The organism is Prochlorococcus sp. MIT 1300 (assembly GCF_034092375.1).
In the GTDB taxonomy this organism is placed as follows: domain Bacteria; phylum Cyanobacteriota; class Cyanobacteriia; order PCC-6307; family Cyanobiaceae; genus MIT-1300.
Genome location: NZ_CP139302.1, coordinates 381102 through 398742, shown reverse-complemented (window position 1 = coordinate 398742; position 17641 = coordinate 381102). Strand labels below are relative to the sequence as shown.

16 protein-coding genes are annotated in these 17641 nt (G+C 36.5%); 7 read left to right on the top strand and 9 right to left on the bottom strand.

Going from position 1 to position 17641, the window contains the following annotated elements; translation table 11 throughout:
- Nucleotides 1-15 precede the first annotated feature (15 nt).
- From SOI83_RS02015 to crtL, 5 genes are all read right to left on the bottom strand, one after another.
- Nucleotides 16-675: a glutathione S-transferase N-terminal domain-containing protein gene (locus SOI83_RS02015; RefSeq protein WP_320676949.1), complete on the bottom strand. Its 660-nt coding sequence runs from the start codon at nucleotides 673-675 to the stop codon at nucleotides 16-18.
- On the bottom strand, nucleotides 675-1415 hold the full coding sequence (locus tag SOI83_RS02010; RefSeq protein WP_320676948.1) for an MBL fold metallo-hydrolase: 741 nt from the start codon (nucleotides 1413-1415) through the stop codon (nucleotides 675-677). Before SOI83_RS02010 ends, SOI83_RS02015 begins: the two co-directional genes overlap by 1 nt.
- Nucleotides 1416-2641: 1226 nt before the next feature.
- A complete protein-coding gene (locus SOI83_RS02005) occupies nucleotides 2642-2917 on the bottom strand; it encodes a hypothetical protein (RefSeq protein WP_320676947.1) in 276 nt (91 codons plus the stop codon).
- Nucleotides 2918-3222: 305 nt separating this feature from the next.
- On the bottom strand, nucleotides 3223-3930 hold the full coding sequence (locus tag SOI83_RS02000; protein WP_320676946.1) for an SDR family NAD(P)-dependent oxidoreductase: 708 nt from the start codon (nucleotides 3928-3930) through the stop codon (nucleotides 3223-3225).
- A gap of 103 nt (nucleotides 3931-4033) precedes the next feature.
- The gene (gene crtL / locus SOI83_RS01995; RefSeq protein WP_320676945.1) at nucleotides 4034-5320 is read right to left on the bottom strand and encodes a lycopene beta cyclase; all 1287 of its coding nucleotides are present in this window, start codon (nucleotides 5318-5320) and stop codon (nucleotides 4034-4036) included.
- A 384-nt stretch (nucleotides 5321-5704) separates the two neighbouring features.
- On the opposite strand from crtL, the gene SOI83_RS01990 reads away from it, so the two are divergent.
- Entirely contained in the window at nucleotides 5705-6694 is a 990-nt protein-coding gene (locus SOI83_RS01990; protein WP_320676943.1) for an SDR family NAD(P)-dependent oxidoreductase, read from the top strand.
- Nucleotides 6695-7147: 453 nt separating this feature from the next.
- Here the strand turns inward: SOI83_RS01990 and SOI83_RS01985 are convergent, their stop codons facing one another.
- Both SOI83_RS01985 and SOI83_RS01980 read right to left on the bottom strand, forming a co-directional pair.
- On the bottom strand, nucleotides 7148-8218 hold the full coding sequence (locus SOI83_RS01985; protein WP_320676941.1) for a mechanosensitive ion channel family protein: 1071 nt from the start codon (nucleotides 8216-8218) through the stop codon (nucleotides 7148-7150).
- Between the two features lie 161 nt (nucleotides 8219-8379).
- A complete protein-coding gene (locus SOI83_RS01980) occupies nucleotides 8380-8934 on the bottom strand; it encodes an isochorismatase family protein (RefSeq protein ID WP_320676940.1) in 555 nt (184 codons plus the stop codon).
- 158 nt (nucleotides 8935-9092) lie between these two features.
- Between SOI83_RS01980 and SOI83_RS01975 the strand changes: the two genes are divergently transcribed.
- Nucleotides 9093-9557 (top strand): Fur family transcriptional regulator, encoded by a 465-nt coding sequence (locus tag SOI83_RS01975; RefSeq protein WP_320676939.1) that lies wholly within the window; start codon nucleotides 9093-9095, stop codon nucleotides 9555-9557.
- 21 nt (nucleotides 9558-9578) lie between these two features.
- Here the strand turns inward: SOI83_RS01975 and arsS are convergent, their stop codons facing one another.
- Complete coding sequence (gene arsS, locus SOI83_RS01970; RefSeq protein WP_320676938.1) at nucleotides 9579-10514, bottom strand: arsenosugar biosynthesis radical SAM (seleno)protein ArsS; 936 nt, start codon at nucleotides 10512-10514, stop codon at nucleotides 9579-9581.
- Nucleotides 10515-10647: 133 nt separating this feature from the next.
- Entirely contained in the window at nucleotides 10648-11853 is a 1206-nt protein-coding gene (stpA, locus tag SOI83_RS01965; RefSeq protein ID WP_320676937.1) for a glucosylglycerol 3-phosphatase, read from the bottom strand.
- Between the two features lie 152 nt (nucleotides 11854-12005).
- Here stpA and SOI83_RS01960 point away from each other — a divergent pair, with 152 nt between their 5' ends.
- The 5 genes from SOI83_RS01960 to SOI83_RS01940 all read left to right on the top strand — a co-directional run bounded on the left by SOI83_RS01960 (nucleotide 12006) and on the right by SOI83_RS01940 (nucleotide 17641).
- Nucleotides 12006-13526 carry a hypothetical protein gene (locus SOI83_RS01960; protein WP_320676934.1) on the top strand — a complete coding sequence of 507 codons (1521 nt, stop codon included), beginning with the start codon at nucleotides 12006-12008 and terminating at the stop codon, nucleotides 13524-13526.
- Nucleotides 13527-13605: 79 nt separating this feature from the next.
- Entirely contained in the window at nucleotides 13606-14766 is a 1161-nt protein-coding gene (locus tag SOI83_RS01955; protein ID WP_320676932.1) for an aminoglycoside phosphotransferase family protein, read from the top strand.
- Nucleotides 14767-14783: 17 nt separating this feature from the next.
- Nucleotides 14784-15299, top strand: coding sequence for a hypothetical protein (locus tag SOI83_RS01950; protein WP_320676931.1), 516 nt, complete (start codon nucleotides 14784-14786; stop codon nucleotides 15297-15299).
- A gap of 270 nt (nucleotides 15300-15569) precedes the next feature.
- The gene (locus SOI83_RS01945) at nucleotides 15570-16265 is read left to right on the top strand and encodes a hypothetical protein (protein WP_320677588.1); all 696 of its coding nucleotides are present in this window, start codon (nucleotides 15570-15572) and stop codon (nucleotides 16263-16265) included.
- Between the two features lie 47 nt (nucleotides 16266-16312).
- A complete protein-coding gene (locus tag SOI83_RS01940) occupies nucleotides 16313-17641 on the top strand; it encodes an O-acetylhomoserine aminocarboxypropyltransferase/cysteine synthase (RefSeq protein WP_320677587.1) in 1329 nt (442 codons plus the stop codon).

Sequence of the window (17641 nt, the reverse complement as noted above, 5' to 3'; positions counted from 1 at the left end):
CTGATGTCCAATATCTTACTCCGGTGGGAATTTTCTTGGAATATTTCCTGTACTCCAAAAGTTGTATTTACTCATTACTACGTTGAATAGTTCATGGTTAAGAAAGTAATTTAACCATTTTCTTAGCTTACTTAACTTAGGATCATTGGTGAAGTCATCTCCAGCTGCTATTTTGTATTGCCTTACAAAAGGCCATATTGCTATATCTGCAAAACTCATTGAATTTCCAACTAACCATAAGTTTTCCCCTCTTGATTCATATGATAGACGATCATTGAAATTTATTAATATGTTTCTAGCTGCATTTTGTTCTGATTTACGATCAGCATCTTTATACCTAGAAGTGTATTTATACCTGTCAAGGTGATATTTAAATTCGTTATCATTTTGGAGAATTAAGTTAATTACTTCTCGGCTAAAACTAAGGTTAATTTTTCTGTCGTTAGGACTATTTAAAGCCCATAACATTATTTCTAGGCTTTCTTCAATTACAAATCCATTTGAACAGATTAATACGGGAACTGTCCCTTTTGAGGAAACAGTTAATAATTCATTTGGTTTATCTTTAAGAGATACTTCTCTCAACTCCACTGGTATTTCTGCGAGCAGCAGGCTCCATCTCGCCCTGATCGCGTATGGACATCTTCTAAAGCTATAAAGTATATGAGTATTCATTAGTCTTTTAGTTCTATTCTTTTCCCTGGTTCAGGATTTATAACCTTTGTTTTATCAGAATACTTCTCGACTATCTCATCAAAGCTACCCAGTTGAGTGTAGAGTTTGCTCACTAGTCCTTTGAATTCTATTTCTCCACCAGTTGTACTAGCAAGTAAATATTTGGGTTTTAGCTGAGTAATTATCTGATCTACAGCTTTTCTTCCTGTGACGAAAGGTATAAACTTTGTTATTCCGAGATCTACTACGGGAGTTATTGCTGCTGTTATGTGTGGAAAGTAAATTGTAGGGTCCAGATATCCATGAGGTTCAATATATATTGATGATTTATTATTTGACTTAACTATATATCCATTTTCAACTTGAGGTACATAAGCTCCTCTTGTAGCCATTATTTCAATTTCAGTGATGACTAATGATTCTCCTGGTGATAAACAACTGCTGTCTTTAAATCCAAGTTCCTCAGTTACTTTAACTGCTGAAGGGCTTCCTATGACCTTTATGTCTTTGGGAAGTAATTTTAATGTCTGCTTATGAGCATGGTCTGGGAGTCCTTGCGTCAATAGAACAATGTCAACATCGTTTGGTATTTCCCATGTTTTTAGAAGGTTTCCTTCAATGAACCATGAACCTGGAGCAAATTTAAGGGGGCCTCTAAGCCATGGGTCAATAAGAATCTTTTTCCCTTCGATTTCTATATACCAGCTGTTACCACCGTAATATGTAGCGAAAAGTCCCATTCTCTTACCTATAAGAATCAGTATATTTATCATCCTACTATTATTTGATGCAAATCCCTTCTTGCATGTTGTTATCTACCTTATTAATTCTGCATTGAAATTTTTACCCGAATCTTTGATTAGAATCGCGAGGTTTAGTCGTTGCCTTAGGCCTTTTTTTCTGGTAAACAAGCAGCGACTGAAATTGCAAGCGGTGGAGGACAACATCCGGTAGCTTTTAAACAGCAATTTCCTTATCTTAGTGGCAAGAAAGTGACAGATCCCTGTGAAGTTTGGACAGTATTTGTCTTGGATTTTTATTGAAGGATTTAGCCAAATAATGCAACTAACTTTATGTATTGATTTAATTGATACTCCTTGCCAATTCCACTTGATTTCGTTAAAAAGAATTCAGCTATTATTCGTATTAACTTATACATTATTCCTCATGGCCATACATACTTGCTTTATCCAGCGAAACTACAAAAACTTAACGAAGAAAAACCTATGTTGATCTATGTACTCTTTTTCCTTAATGGAAATATGAAGGGAAAAGTAATTATCTACTAGATAAGGATCTACGTTCGCAAAACAACGATTTCGATCTTAGAGAGCTTGAGGAATCTCAACACTCGCAGCCAGGTATGGTTTTAGTAAATTAGTAACTACGGATATGCCTTCAACTAATTTTCTATTAGGCTTCACAAAAACCTAACAACTCCTAGATAAATAGTACATTTAATATCTTCTTGATTTGCCATTAATAAAAATGGTTATTTAGGTCATTTAGTTGTTTGTACAAATTTACAAACATTACCCCGTTAAATACTTGCATAATTGGTTCTGATGGAGCATAACTAACCAAGTGAATACCCATTTTCTTTCTGTTTCAATGTCTCAACTCCATTACTTTTCTAACTTTATAGATTCAGTTCAATTTTTCGTGCCCATTCAAGAGAATATTTCTAAATTCTATTCGACTACTTCGCAACTAATTGGGATCGTATTAATTCTCTGGTGCATTAATCTATTGATTGGTCTTATTCAACGCACATATTCTACTGGGAAAGCCTTAGGTAGATTTTACCATTCTTATTTACATAAATATATCAGATCAATGTCATTTACTTTAATTAATTTTATTTTTAAGTCCAGAAATGAAAGTAAGCAAACACAAGTTGGATGACCGTAGGATTTAATCTTTTAATAGTGAACGTACTTGTTCTCTAGCCATTGGCTTATCGAGTTTATTTAACATAATTACTGCTTCGGCAAGCATTTAACTCCTTTTCTTTGTTATCCATAAGAGTACCCATCCAACTGGCCGCCTCAACAGGGGCTACAGTCCTATCTCTAAGAAAATCGCATATTAACCGGTAAAGAGGACCTACGTCAGTCTTCAAGCTGACCATTCTTTCTAAGTCCAATAGTTGCTCTGGAGTACGACATGCCCTTAGTTGGTCTGCAATTGCAACATGTATGCAATCAACAAAACTATCCATCTCTTGATGTTCGTGGCTCATTGTTTTGCCTCCTTATTGATTGGATTAGTTGGAAGGGTTTTAAACTCGCTTGTAGGCGAGTGAAATGTGTGTTGGTTGTTTATTTGGGTAGGAAGTACTTTCTAATTATTCATAGCACTTTCTATAGGAACAAAGCTATGTTTTTTTAAAATAAATGAATAGCTAATATCTGGTACCCTAGAACAAAGGCAGGCACCATATATAGCGTCTGCTTTTATTCTAGGGTGCTTTTGTGTGTGATTATGGTTTTTTGACAAGGTAAAGGGTGTTTGAGAATCCTTTTAGTTTGACAACGGACCAAAAAATTATTTCTCTAGGCAGCAGTTCAACTTAAGTTCGAATGGGATTGAGCTGTTTGGTAATTCCAAAAGTGATGCACTCAGTTTTGCAATATCTTCCGGTTGTGTCATTTCTTTTTTACTAATGGCAACTACAGCTTTTGCCATATCTGTGTTAACCCAACCTGGACATATAGCTGTAATTCTAATTCCTTTTTCCCAACCCTCATTGCGAATGGTTTCACATAGACCCATTAGAGCAAATTTGCTTGCGGTATATCCAGCTAACGTTCCTTTTGATCTTTTCCCACTCATAGATACCAGGACTTGAATTCTACTTTCTTTATGCCTTTCTAGTTCGCTCCAAGCTTTCCTCGTTAAGTTCCATGGACCAAGAACATTTATTTGCCATAATTCATCGATGTCTTTTAATTCAATGTCTCGGTAAATTAGTCTCGTTTTTCGGAATATTCCAGCACAATGGATTATTGAATCGAATCCACCAAAAGCGCTCTTTGTCTCATTTACCCAATCCTCAGCTGTTTTAATATCAACAGCCTCATATTTGCATGTTATCAATTGCTTGTTTGAATAATTCTTAGAGTCCAGACTCGTATCTTTTAATTGGCTTGGATTTCTTACACCCAAACTTACTCTGTGTCCTTTCAATAGCATCTTCTCTGCTATAGACTTTCCAATACCTCTTGATGCACCACTAATCATTATCGTTCGCATCAGTTTTTTGGGTAAGCTATGTGAAATCTAACTAATTCTAGTAGGATTGCTATTTATTTAAATCAAATTTAATTTATAAAATAAGTCTTTAATTCTATTTACATTAATTCTTTATTTTAGGCTTCATGAATTCCCACAGCAGCTTAATTTCTCTCCCTTGCATACCCATTAGACCTATACGCACGCTCCAAGGTGCTTTGACAAACATCTTCCACATAGCACTTACAAGCTCTTTTATAGTTAAAGTGTTAGTAAGAAATCCATACCATTGTGAGCTAGGCAAGTCAAAAAAACCTTTAAAGAATTCTCTTAGTTGAGGTTCACTAAACCTCATCAACTTTTCTAACCCGAATTTATATAAGGCTTGTTTCCGAATTAAATCTTCTGGCCATAGCTCTGCCCAACCACATTGTGCTATTTGGGCAGGAGAAGCTTCTGAATCTCTAATCTTTTTAGCAATAGCCTTTGCTAATCCAGGGGCCCTTCTAAGCATTCCTCCAACCATATATCCTGAAGCTGGGTGAACCATTCCAGCTGCTCCGCCAAAGCCAAGAACAGGTTGTTTTAGATCTGGTATAGGTAGATTCATTGGAAGGAATAGACCCAACTCTTCATGTTCTAATTTGGTAATTCTTATATCTTTGTTAGCTAATCTAAGCTCTAACCTTGTCCTCAGAGTTTCTATGGATACTGGAGGCGCAAGACCTAAGGAAGTTTCCTCTAGGAAGAAACTTCCTTCTCCCATATCCATTGCATATAAAAATGTTGGTGGTTCAGATTTTTCTTTTTCACTTAGATGGTCGCAACGATAGTCCATTAGAATAAATTGATTTTCTGCTATTGGAGGCTTATTGAACTTCGCCACTATTCCATAGCAAGTTTGAACAGCAACAGGTCCACTTTCGCTGCTTTTTAGAAAAACCGGATCGTAGCCTGTTGCATCAACTACTAGTCTGGCTGTTATTGTTTTGCCTTCTTCAGTAGTTACTCTGCTCTCCGTCTCATTTATATCAAGTTTTTGAGCAAGTCCTTTGTGCCATTGTACTTTTGCTAATTCACATTGACTTAACCAATGATGTTGAAGCTTATTTTTGTCAAAAAGACCATAGTCACGATTATGAGGTGTCGGGATATTTGATTTTGAACTTGGGTTGTCAGCGCCTTCACCAAAGAAACTAACTGTATTTTTCCATCTGTGTTCAAGAAGATGAGCTAAGCCCAGGTCATCTACTTCTTCACCCCAAATTCCATATGTGTATGGCCATGGCTCGTGAGGGTCCGAGTTGGCCAACACTTCGACTTTGAGATTTTCACTGCTAAGTGCCGCTGCAATAGCAAGAGCTCCTGGCCCTGCCCCAAGGACCAAGGCATCGGCAGATGCCTTTATCATCGACACCTCATGTAATGAAGCCTCATAACATTTGGATCAATTGCACCATAAGGCTCAGGAGAAATGCTTGGAAAACTGGTGGGAGTGTCGAAGATCACTATCCTTACCTCCACATATCAACTGGTGTTGTTAATCCGGTTACAGTCATTCACCTTACAGATAAAATCCCCTCTTAGACCAAGATGTTAAGGATCCTCCTGGCTCAGCCAAGTCTAGTTTCTGTTGATTGTCTTTTGTCCGGTTAGGTACTTGGTATTTTACTAAGCGGAATTCGTTTATCACATTTCTCTCATATCAACGTTTGTTTTTAAGCCATTAGCTATAGCTCTATAAAGTCATGAACCTTCTTTTATGTTAATTTGACAAAATGGTTGGAGGTTGTCATTGAATATTCTATTAACCGGAGCAAGTTCAGGTATTGGCTACCAATGTGCGAAGAAGCTTGTAAGTGAAGGACACAAATTGATTCTACCGTGTCGAGATAATGCTACGTCTGAACGAACGAAAAAAAAATTAATCTCAGATGTAGGTTTTAGGGAAGATAACCACCTTACCCCTATTTTTTCGGATACAGACCTTTCTGATTTGAATCAAATTAATGATTTTACGGATGAATTGTTAAAAAGTAAGATTAAAATTGATGTACTAATTCTTAATGCTGGGCTTCAGTACGTCGGAGATAAAAATCCAAGATTTTCCAAACAAGGGTTTGAGTTGACATTTGCTGTTAATCATCTTAGCCATCAGTTAATTACACAAAGGCTCTTACCTTTGTTACTTTCTTCTAGCTCTCCTAGGGTTATAGTCACTTCCTCTGAAGTTCATAATCCTCTGTCTCCTGGTGGTCGTATAGGCACACCTGCCAGCTTAGGGAAGATATGTGAATTGGAAAATCAAATTAAATCTAACCTGATTTATGGTTTATCAGATTTTAATGCAGACAAGGCATACAAAAATAGTAAGTTATGCAATATCCTTTTTGCAAAAGAGTTGTATAGGAGAATAGCAGTAATACGGGAAGACTTCGCAGTAATAGCTTGGGCACCAGGATTAGTAATACCCAAGTCAAGTCAGGGCTTCTTTCGATATAGCCGCCAATATAATCAGATAGGTCAAAGAATATTTGCTTTTATTGCTCGAGATCTTTTAAAAATTTCTGAGACTACAGAACATGCAGGACATATACTGCAGGAATTAGCCACCAGTTCTGTTTACTTCAGAAGTGGTTTCTCCTTCTACAGTAATCAATTAATACGTCCAGGAGTTTTAAAGTTTTCCGCTTCTTCTGTCAGTGAAGAAGCGGAAAAGGTTGATTTAGCAAGATCTCTGTGGATAGCTTCTGAGTACATACTATCTAAATTCAACAAAAAGTAATTTAGAATAACCATTTTCTAGCTTTTAAAAAAAGATACTATAACTAGCGAATCTTATAATGCAATCAGAATTGAACGAAAATTATTCTAATTTGTTATTCTTGCCTTCAAAGGAAAACTTTATTTTAAATAATGAAATATACCGCCTAAGTAAAAACCTGATAGATTAAAACTCGTGTTTGTTCCTTTTAGATGAAAACCCACGGCAAATAATCCTTTACCTGGGAGACCTGCAAGAATTCGATCATATGCTATTATGAAAAAAAAAGGTTATTTTGAACAAAGACAAACAACATGAAAAATTGGTTAAGCTTGCAATGAAGGCTGAGCTCTGCACTTCTCGAGAAGAAGCTAAAAAACTAATACGCAAAGCAGATAAGACTCACAAGAAACTTTCTAAATAGAAATAATTGTATTAACCTACTTCTTTCTATATAAGATATTTTATACAATTTTACTCAGCTCTATTTATATTTATTGTACTTGTTGGGAAAGCAAATTGAATTTGTTCATACTCAAATATACGCATGATTTCTAGGTTTATTTGCTCTTGAGCATTCATTGCTAGAAGGTAATCATTAGTTGGTATGCAATATACAAGCTCAAAATCCAAACTAAAACTACCGAATTCGACAAAATGACATCTGTCAAATAAAGCACCTTCTGTCTTTTCTACAATTGTTTTTATCAGAGATGGAATTCTTGTCATATTTTCTTGTGATGTTTCATAAACAACTCCCAGTCTGTGCACAATTCTTCTTTTCTTCATCTGAGCATAATTAGATATTGTTCCATTCATAAGAGAACTATTGCTCATGACGATTACTTCTCCATTAAGACTCCTAAGACGAGTTGACCTAACACCAACTCTCTCAACTGTTGCCCAGACATCTCCAATGTTTATAAACTCTCCATTTTGAAAGGGCTTGTCTAGTAATATTGTTATGTATTCAAAGAACTCAAGAACAGGTTCTCTTAGTGCTAACCCTGCACCAATTCCACCCGCACTAAGTAATGCCCAGATCGCTGCCATTTGAACGCCCATATTCTGCAGGTAAAATACTGAGCCAATACTCCAGACCACAGCGCGGATCATGGGAGTTAAAGCACGCAACATATTGCTAATTGATGTATCGTCGATTTTTAATGTCATGCGTTGTATTAGCCTAAATAAAATTTTATTGATTAAGCGAATTAAAATAACTAATACAATCAATTTTATTAAACCATATACGAATACATCAATAGACTCAGATATTGGAAAAACTTCCCAGGCAATAATAAAAGTAGCCAGATAACATAGTGGTTTAATAGCTCCAATAATTATCCAGGCAACATAATCGTCTGTTTCACTTTTTGTCTTAGATGCAAGCCTCAATAAAGTAAACCTGGTTATTCTTTTGAGTATTAATGTGAAAAGAAAGCCAGCTAGAAGAATTAATATAAACTGAGTCACCGCATTATAGATATTCTCTACTGACGTCTCAGTAAACGCCTCTGAAGGGATTTGGATCCAGCTTGGCATTGATTTCAAGAATGTTATCTTTATCCACTTTGCCGCCTATAAGCGAATTAAGCCAGAAATAACTCCATTTATTTCTTTACCCTTATATCAGTTTCACCTGGGTTTGGATAGAAATATTCACTCCTAGTTCTTTAATTATAGTTTTACGATTTAGTTTTTAGTCATTTGATTAATTTCACTATTTCTTTAAAGCAAGGGTGTTTAGAATCTTTTATAAACTCGTATATAACTGATTCTGTCGTGCTTATGATTCCACCGGCATGTTCCATTCTGTTAATAGCAACGCTTTTGTCTTGATTATTTCTACTAGATATAGAATCAATCGGGATATAAACTCTATAACCCCTATTGGTTAAATCTATAACTGTTTGCTGCACACAAATGTGGGCCTCTATTCCACAAACTATTATATTGTTAATTCCAAGCTCTTCAATCTTTGTCATTAAACCTTCCGCACCAATAGCACTAAAGGTAGTCTTCGCAAAAGGTTCTCTGGCAATAAGCTTCTTTATAGTTTCTATTGTTCTGCCCAACCCTTTTGGATATTGTTCGGTCAGCAATATATCAATGTCTGTATGATTCGCAAACTTTATAAGTCTTATAATGCTTGTTAAAACTTTTTGTTTTTCAGGTATCACATTTAATAGTTTTTCTTGTACATCAACTACCAACAACAATATTCCTTCATCACCGTCTATAGTAGAAAAATCTTTCATAATAAACCTAGGCTAAAATTAGCTGGAGCATTCATTGTTTAAAACTTAGCTTTACTCTACAGCCAATAAAACAAAATTTCAGAATTTTGACTCTTGTAAAAGCACTACCGATCACTCTCATTAGTGGCTACTATTGAGAAAGATCTGCTGGAGTTGGCTTGACTTCCTCCTCCCCACGCTCTATCTCTGAACCACCACTTCAGGTAGGCTTGCACAAGGATGGTAGGCGGATGACTCCTCAGAGGCGTCGAGTCCTAGAGCTATTTCAAAATATTGGATCTGGTTCACATTTGAGTGCAGAGGATGTCCATCAATATCTCGTCAATGCAAAATTAAAGGTTTCACTGGCAACCATATATCGAACTCTGCGTTTACTGGTCGATATGGGGTTTTTACATGAGCTTGAACTAACTGAAGGAGGTCATAGATTTGAGCTTGCCAGTCATGATCACCCTGATCATCATCATTTAGTTTGTGTAAGGTGTGGTAGAACTGAAGAATTTGAAAGTGAACAGGTTTTATTAGAGGGAAGAATAGCTGCTGAGAGGATTGGTTTTCATTTAGTGGAATCCACCTTAAATGTGAGAGCTATTTGTCCTAAATGTCAGACAAGTAAAAGTTAATTTGTTATTTTCTCATTTTCCCTACAGGAGAGAGCCTGAGCAGCTTGATCCACTTCCAGCAGTACATCCATAGCAATGACTTCCAAAAGCTATTTGATTTCCCTCAAAATCGGTTTTGTGGTGAAGGAGTTCGTCTATGTTTCTAGGCCCTGTTTTAACTCCTATTCCTAGTTGTTGGTTGAAGTCGCAGTCATAAAGCTTACCTTGCCAATCTACACTAATTATGTTTCTACACATAAGATGCTCTAGATTGTTGGGATTATACTTTCTTATTAATAGATTCATATATTCATTATAATTCCCATTACGTTTTAGTTCATTCGAAAACCTTTGTATAGGCATGTTTGTAATTGTTATCAAGTTTGAAAATTCAATTCGATAGCTGTTTCTTAGTTGATTTCTATATTGTTCCTCCAGTTCCTTTTGTTCAGGGGGTAAAGACATGCCCACTGGATTATATACTAGGTTTAACGTAAGGCCAGTATCCCTCTTCCCATAGCCAAGTCCATTTAGTATATTTAGCGCTCTAATGCTTTTTTCAAAAACACCTTCCCCTCTCTGTTTGTCTACATTCTCTTGAGAATAACAAGGTAAGGAAGCTACTATCGTTATCTTGTTATTAGCTAAGAAGTTTGCCAGCTCTTTTTGCTCATTCTCAAAGAGTATGGTGAGATTACATCTATCAATAACCTCTACTTCTTTACTTCTTGCTTGCTCAGCAAGCGATTTGAAATGTGGATGTAATTCTGGTGCTCCTCCAGTAATGTCTAAAACCTTGATTCTATATAGGTCCAGTACATCAAGTAACTTAGGAATTAATTCGCCAGACATCATTTCTTCTCTTTCTGGACTAGCGTTAACGTGGCAATGTGTACATCTTTGGTTACAGCGATATCCAAGGTTAACCTGAAGAACTTCTGGGGCTACGCGAGCAGGACCTACAAACTTTGGAAACATTGTAAATTGATTAGGAATTAATAAAATCTTCTTATATTCTTGCTAAGAACAATTCTTATGAGAAGCCATTAAAATTTTTTGTAATAGAAAAAACTTACTACTAAGAGTTTAATGCTTTCATTGCACACAACAACTATTGGATGATAAGTTGATTCGAAAGTGTGTTGAACCAGGTGATATATTCTGTTGGCCCATCGGTAAAAATATAATCAAACTTCAATTCATCTTCAATGTCGCTGATCCCGTCGAGATTACCATTCTTTAGACTTGGTCTATTAACCTCTCCGTCACTACTATCTACTACTAAAACTAAATTGTCCTGCTCATATTTCTTGCCTAATCTCATTATTAATGTAAGGAAACCTCTGTCACTTCCTCCTCTAAGCCATTTTTTTTGTTCAGTACACCAATTAGAGGTAATCGTATCCCCTACACCTACTAGTAATGGCATCTTACTCTTTGGAATCTTAGATACACATAGATCTAGTAGTTCTTCTAACGTTGATGGTGCATCTCTAACATTAAAACTATCTCCAAAAGGGTACTCATTATATTTGTTGTATAGATATTCATTTATTAGTACTAACAAACCAGCTTCCTTTTTGGCACCTCTTATCATGAATTGTATATCGGTTGTACCTATGTCATCGTGAGTAGCAAGTTTAGGGATTTCTTTCTGATCCTTCTGTCCTAGGTTGGGTGCAATATGTAGAAAGAAACTATCTGTTAAGCCACTCTCCTCAGCCGATGAAATGACTTTCTGCATTATTGAATGAATACTATGCTGAAGCCTGACTTTGTCTTTTACTTCTAATGCTATGTCATTAAATAATGCATTCAAATTTATTGTGGGAGAAAGTTCGGTGTCGAGAATCGAATTTGTAGCAAGCTTATTCAATTTCTCATTCGGTGTCTCTGGAAATATGTTTACTAACTCTTCTATTAATAGGCTATAAAGGATATTAGGTACTTGAGATAGAAAGAAAACTTCCTCTTTTGATACTCCTGGATGGCTCACCTTTCCTTGTTTAGTTTGAAATTGGATTCCACCAGCAGCCAGACCTGGTAGATAAAGGGCTTGATCAGATGTATTTTGATTCTTCTGTAAGGCCTTTTCTACTAAGCGGTTAACACCTCTTGAACCCTCATGTTCTCCATTAGTTAAAACTCTAAAATGAGAACCTAGTTTTGCTGCTGAATATATATAGGACGAATCCAGGACTCTATTAAGAGGATCATGTACTAACGGTATACATACGCCGTCCAGATCTTGGACTATTAGCCATTTTCCCTTATTAGATAATAGTGACCTTAGATGGGTCTTAATGTGCTTATTCATAATATGTCCAATTTATAAGGTATCTTTGTTTAAAATGCATTTTGCAAGATTCGATATTTTGGCTTAGCATTAGAACTCTATCCATTTGAAGGTGTGAAATTCGTTTAATTTCTTTTTTTCTTTCATGATGAATTTTAAAACCTGGAGGTCGAATGAAAAATGATTTTTTTACCAATGCATCTGACGAGAACTCCATCCGGAGGAGGATTCTAGAACTTTCAACAGGCAAGGTAGGTTTTTATAGCGTTGGCCTTTATCCTGCTTCATTGGCATACAACTGTGCAATGCAAACTGATGGTAGCAGTTTGTTGTTAGCTCCTAGACCAGGCAGGAGCCTCATGGGAGCATTTGATCGATCGACCATTGAGGGCATGGATCAAAAACATGTGTCCTCAATTAAAAGTATGTCTACTCATCTGGAGAACAACGTAGAAGTTAATAACAATCTCTGTGATCTTATCCTAAGATGCGAACTTGTAATCCTAAGTGCCAACAGTAACCATATTGAAGAGGACCTTGCTCTTGCTTGCAAATTACGATCTCAGTTACATAGGCCCAATGTGGTATTTGGTTGTTTGTCAGGTTCCTTTTCCAACAACCAATCCACAGATTCATCTTACATCCTTTGCGAAATCGAACCTGAATTAGCTTTCTTCTCTGGTTTTCATCGTCATGGATCCCTCCGTAATCCTTTAGATAGCTTTACCGCAAATTTCTGTCACCCAAATGCCCTAACGGCTCTTTTTGGAGCAAAGTTACTCGACAAACTTTCTCCAAACATTCAAGTCTCGTCTGGAGTTCACAATGTTGAAGGTCAATATCTCAAAGCTGCTAAAAATATGTCTTCCATCTTTGCAGGATTTGGATATGAATACCACCGAAGTAATCCTGGAGTATTGCCAACATTATTAACATTGCTTCTTGAACAATGTTTAGACCAGGCAGCCAGTGTTTCTATGTCAAGAACAGATAGATATGCATTGTATAATTTACAACCATTTCCTCTTACAGAGTTAGGTTACGGTGTTCAGAAGATTGAGGCGGCATTGGTTAGAGACGGTCAAATGGAGAAAGTAAGAGACCACACTTTTTCCCAACTTACAGCAATGGTAGCTGATGTACGAGGCAGTATGATGTTACCTATTTCAGCTGTTCCTACTAGAAATTTTCAGGCTGGTCAAATACTTGCTAAGGAGATGTACAGTCATAAAAGGTGTCCTAAAGATATTGATGAATTCAATTTGTGGTGCCGTAATCACAATCTTAATATAAGAGCTCTAGAAGGTTTAAAATCTCTTCAGTTTTGGCCAAAGGTGAGAAAGAACTATTCTATACCCCTGCATGATTCTTCTATGGTTAACCTTTTGTATGCTTCGATTTATGGCAATAGAGATTTAAAAACTTTAGTATATAAAGTTTTTACAGAAAGTAGAGAATTAACAAACTATTGTCAGGAATCTGTTCGACCTACACACAGCCGTGCGTATTCAGAAGCAATTAATAATCCTGATGACACCTCATCAATGAAAATATTAGTTGACGCAGTAAAAAGAACTCAGGCGAAGGGGTTTGAAAAATATCTTAATTACAAATCATCTTATCCTAGGGAAAGCAGCGATGAGATATATCTTCTTGCTATGCAAAAAATTGAAGATATGTTTGCTAACTCGTAAAGCATAGGTAATATATGAATGTATCTTAACTTGAGGGGTCTTCTAGATCAGTCCACATCAATTTCATTAGATCAATTTTTTGAAACCCATTTCTTCTATCACAGATCACAATTATTTAGAGTTAGAGCAAGTAGCTTCCTATTTTTTTAAGAAGCAGGACATTTATTCTATTGAACCTATTGGTAACGGAAATATAAATGAAACTTACCTTGTTAAGCTAAATACGAGTACCCTTAAAAGCTATTATATTCTTCAGAAACTTAGCAAGAAGGCCTTTGAAGATATAAGTCGACTCAATAACAATTTGTCTATTATCTCATCTCATATAAGCAGGTCCACCATTTTCACAAATAACTCGTTACCAAGTCCTCAATTGCATTGCCCAAAATTACTTTCCAGTCGAATTTCAGGTAATAATCTGATTTCTTTTAAAGGTGAAAAATGGAGGGTATTAACCTATATCGAATCTTCCTCCAATTACGAAGTAATACCAGAGCACATTAGTCCTTATGAATTTGGAGTTGGTTTGGTTAAATTCCATCTTTTATTAAGTGATTTGCCTTTACAAAATTTAGAATATGTAATTAATGACTTTCATGTCGCTCATAAATCTCTAGAAACTTATGACTCCCTTCCTCTAAATAAAAAACTATCCGAAATATCAAAAGAGAATGTAAAACGTGTTTTAGCTCTTAATCGACTAGTACAGGAAGAAAGGAGCAAGGCAATTATCGTCGATCAATGCATAAAAAGGAAAAAGTTAAATTTGCTTCCTGTTCATGGAGATCCAAAAATCAATAACTTTTTGTTTGATGTAGACTCTAATAAGATTATTGCAATGATAGACCTGGATACAGTACAGCCAGGCTACCTAATACATGACATTGGTGATTGTGTTCGATCTATAGCGAATAAATCCGGAGAGGAGTCGTCATCTTTGGATAAAGTTTTTATTGATCTCGAGATTTTAGATTCTTTTTTAAACGGATACTTTTCTATAGACAATCCGTTTTTTACGCCTAATGACTTCTCTTACCTTGCTCACTCAATTAGATCCTTGCCTTTTGAACTGGGCCTTCGTTTCCTAAATGATTACCTGTATGACAATACGTATTTTAAAACTTTATATAAGGATCAAAATCTAGCTAGAGCCGAGGTACAATTCAAATTATTTTTGAGTGTTGACTCTAATTTTACTTGCATAGAGAAAATCATACAATCATATCGGGGGAGCATGTAATGTCCAGGTATTCTAAAATGATTAACCAAATAATTCCTCTTATACCCTTCGTAAAGGAGGAACTTTTACATTGCTCTGTGATTGCTTCTTATTTTTGGAAGGAAGGTTGCTTTATAGAACTCAGTTATCTTGTCAGTCTAGATGATTGGGAACAATCCATTTTATTAGATTCTGATAATTACGAATCTACCAGCTTTGAAATATTTTTTTCAATTCCAGAATCCACCGCTTATTGGCAGCATTCATTTAATTATAATGGATCTTATTCTTTGCATTACTTTTCAGATTATAGAAAAGGCAAACAAAAGCTAGCGAATATCAAGTCACAACTGGTTGACTTTTCTATGGCAAAAGACCATTTTAGACTTACTATCTCAATTGATCCTAAGGGCTGGTTGCCAGACTCTTCTCCATTAGAAATTAGTATTGCAACTATTTTGGATATAAAAGACAAAGGGTTATCATATTGGTCTAATCATCACAATGAAAATAAGGTTGACTTCCACTCAAGAGCTAATTTCTTCACCCCTTAAATTGACTTTTTCAAATATATAATATCTATATTTATTTCGGCTACTTTTCCTGAGCCAACTCTTCTAATCACTTCTTTAAGTAAAGACAGTAGTTCATCCATATCTCTAAATTATATAACTGGGTATTTCACTATCAGGTTGTTGAAGGAGATCTCTGGTTTCCAGTCGTTTATAGCAGTTCGAGAAAAATACCCATATCCGTATATATACAGCAGTTCCCAGAATGCCTACTGCCGTTTAACCTTCCTAGAAATAATACGAACAATTCACGTGGCAAAGGAAACAACTCATAGAGCCGAGGAGCTTAAGGCTCTCGGCTGGTCAACAGATGAAGTTAACCGTTATGCAGAGCTTTGGGATTACCGTCAGCGTTGGGGAGCCATCAATCTCGAAAGAGAAGATCGGCAATTCCTAAGAAAAGCAGAGTCGGTTTTACCTGAAATTGTTAAACAGAAACATTCAGTTCGAAAATCAATTCAAGAAAAGTCCTATTACCGCTGGCTACGCTTTTATTTAGACTCTATGGACGAGGCTGAATCCAAATTCGACCTTTTAGAAGGAGAGAGAGGTGTTTGGGCGATCCTTTTAGAAGAAGAGTTAAGGCTTCTTGACTATTACAAGCCAGTTCTAGGTCTTCCTGACACCTTAAAAGCAAAAGGTCTTTTATCCGTAAGAGAGTCTTTGGCTAAATCTGCTGAAGGACTCGGTGCCGAGTCCTCTAAGGAATATTCATATGATTTTGAATCACCAATTGAGCTCTTGAAATCTAAGGAAGCCACTACTTGGAAACCTTTAAGAGAATCACTTGGATCTCAGCCGAATCCTTATCTTGTTTTGTCAGCCAGAGCAATCATAGGTTTTCGCTCTAAGGTGCGTTCCAAGCTGACCCCTTTGATCAGAGAAATTCTTCCGTCTCTAAAAGATACTGAACTAAGTGAACCTTTGGACGATTGGCAACCTGAATGAGTTTCTTTAGCTAGAAAAGGAGAAGAAACAGATTAGTCTTGAATCCATTGACAACACAACGCTTCGAAACACTGCAACTGCATGCAGGTCAAGCTCCTGACCCAACTACCAACTCAAGAGCTGTACCTATTTACCAAACTAGTTCGTATTTGTTTAATGATGCAGAGCACGGAGCAAACTTATTTGGCTTGAAGGAATTCGGGAACATATATACCCGCCTAATGAATCCAACAACCGATGTCTTTGAAAAAAGAGTTGCGGCTTTAGAGGGAGGTGTGGCGGCATTGGCAACTGCTTCTGGGCAGTCAGCTCAGTTCATTGCAATCACAAACTTTATGTCCGCAGGAGACAATTTCGTCTCGACCTCATACTTATATGGTGGGACATACAATCAGTTCAAGGTTCAGTTTCCACGACTAGGGATAAATGTAAAGTTTGCAGAAGGGGATGATGTCAAAAGCTTTGCTTCGCAAATTGATGAAGATACAAAGTGCATTTACATTGAATCAATGGGTAATCCTAGATTTAATATTCCTGATTTCTTATCTCTTTCTTCACTGGCAAAGGACAATGGAATTCCATTGATAGTAGATAACACACTTGGAGCAGCTGGAGCTCTGATAAGACCAATTGAGTTTGGTGCAGATGTTGTTGTACAAAGTGCCACAAAGTGGATAGGGGGACACGGAACTACTCTTGGAGGTGTAATTGTTGATGCAGGTAAATTTGATTGGGGCAATAGTAAGTTTCCATTAATGAGTAAACCAAGTGAGGCTTATCATGGTTTAGTTCATTGGGATGCCTTTGGTTTTGAAAGTGATGTTTGTAAAATGTTAGGCCTACCCAATAATCGTAATATTGCATTTGCTCTAAGAGCTCGTATTGAAGCCTTAAGGGACTGGGGGCCAGCACTCAGTCCTTTCAATTCCTTTTTGCTATTACAGGGGTTAGAAACCCTAAGTCTACGAATAGAAAGACACGCATCCAACGCTCATCAACTTGCTACTTGGCTATCAGATCATCCCAAAGTCTCAAGTGTAAATTATCCTGGATTAACGACTGATCCTTATCACGAAAGAGCTAAGAAATATATGACTGATAGAGGTCTAGGTTGTATGTTAATGTTTTCACTGAAGGGGGGGTTTGAAGATGCTGTAAACTTTATTGATTCACTAGAATTGGCCAGTCATCTAGCCAATGTAGGAGATGCAAAAACCTTAGTAATTCATCCAGCTTCTACAACACATCAACAGTTGTCAGAGGTTGAACAGGAATCTGCTGGAGTTACTCCAACTATGATCAGAGTTTCTGTTGGATTAGAACATATTGAAGATATAAAAGCTGACTTCAGTTCTGCTCTTTCAAAAATAAGGTAA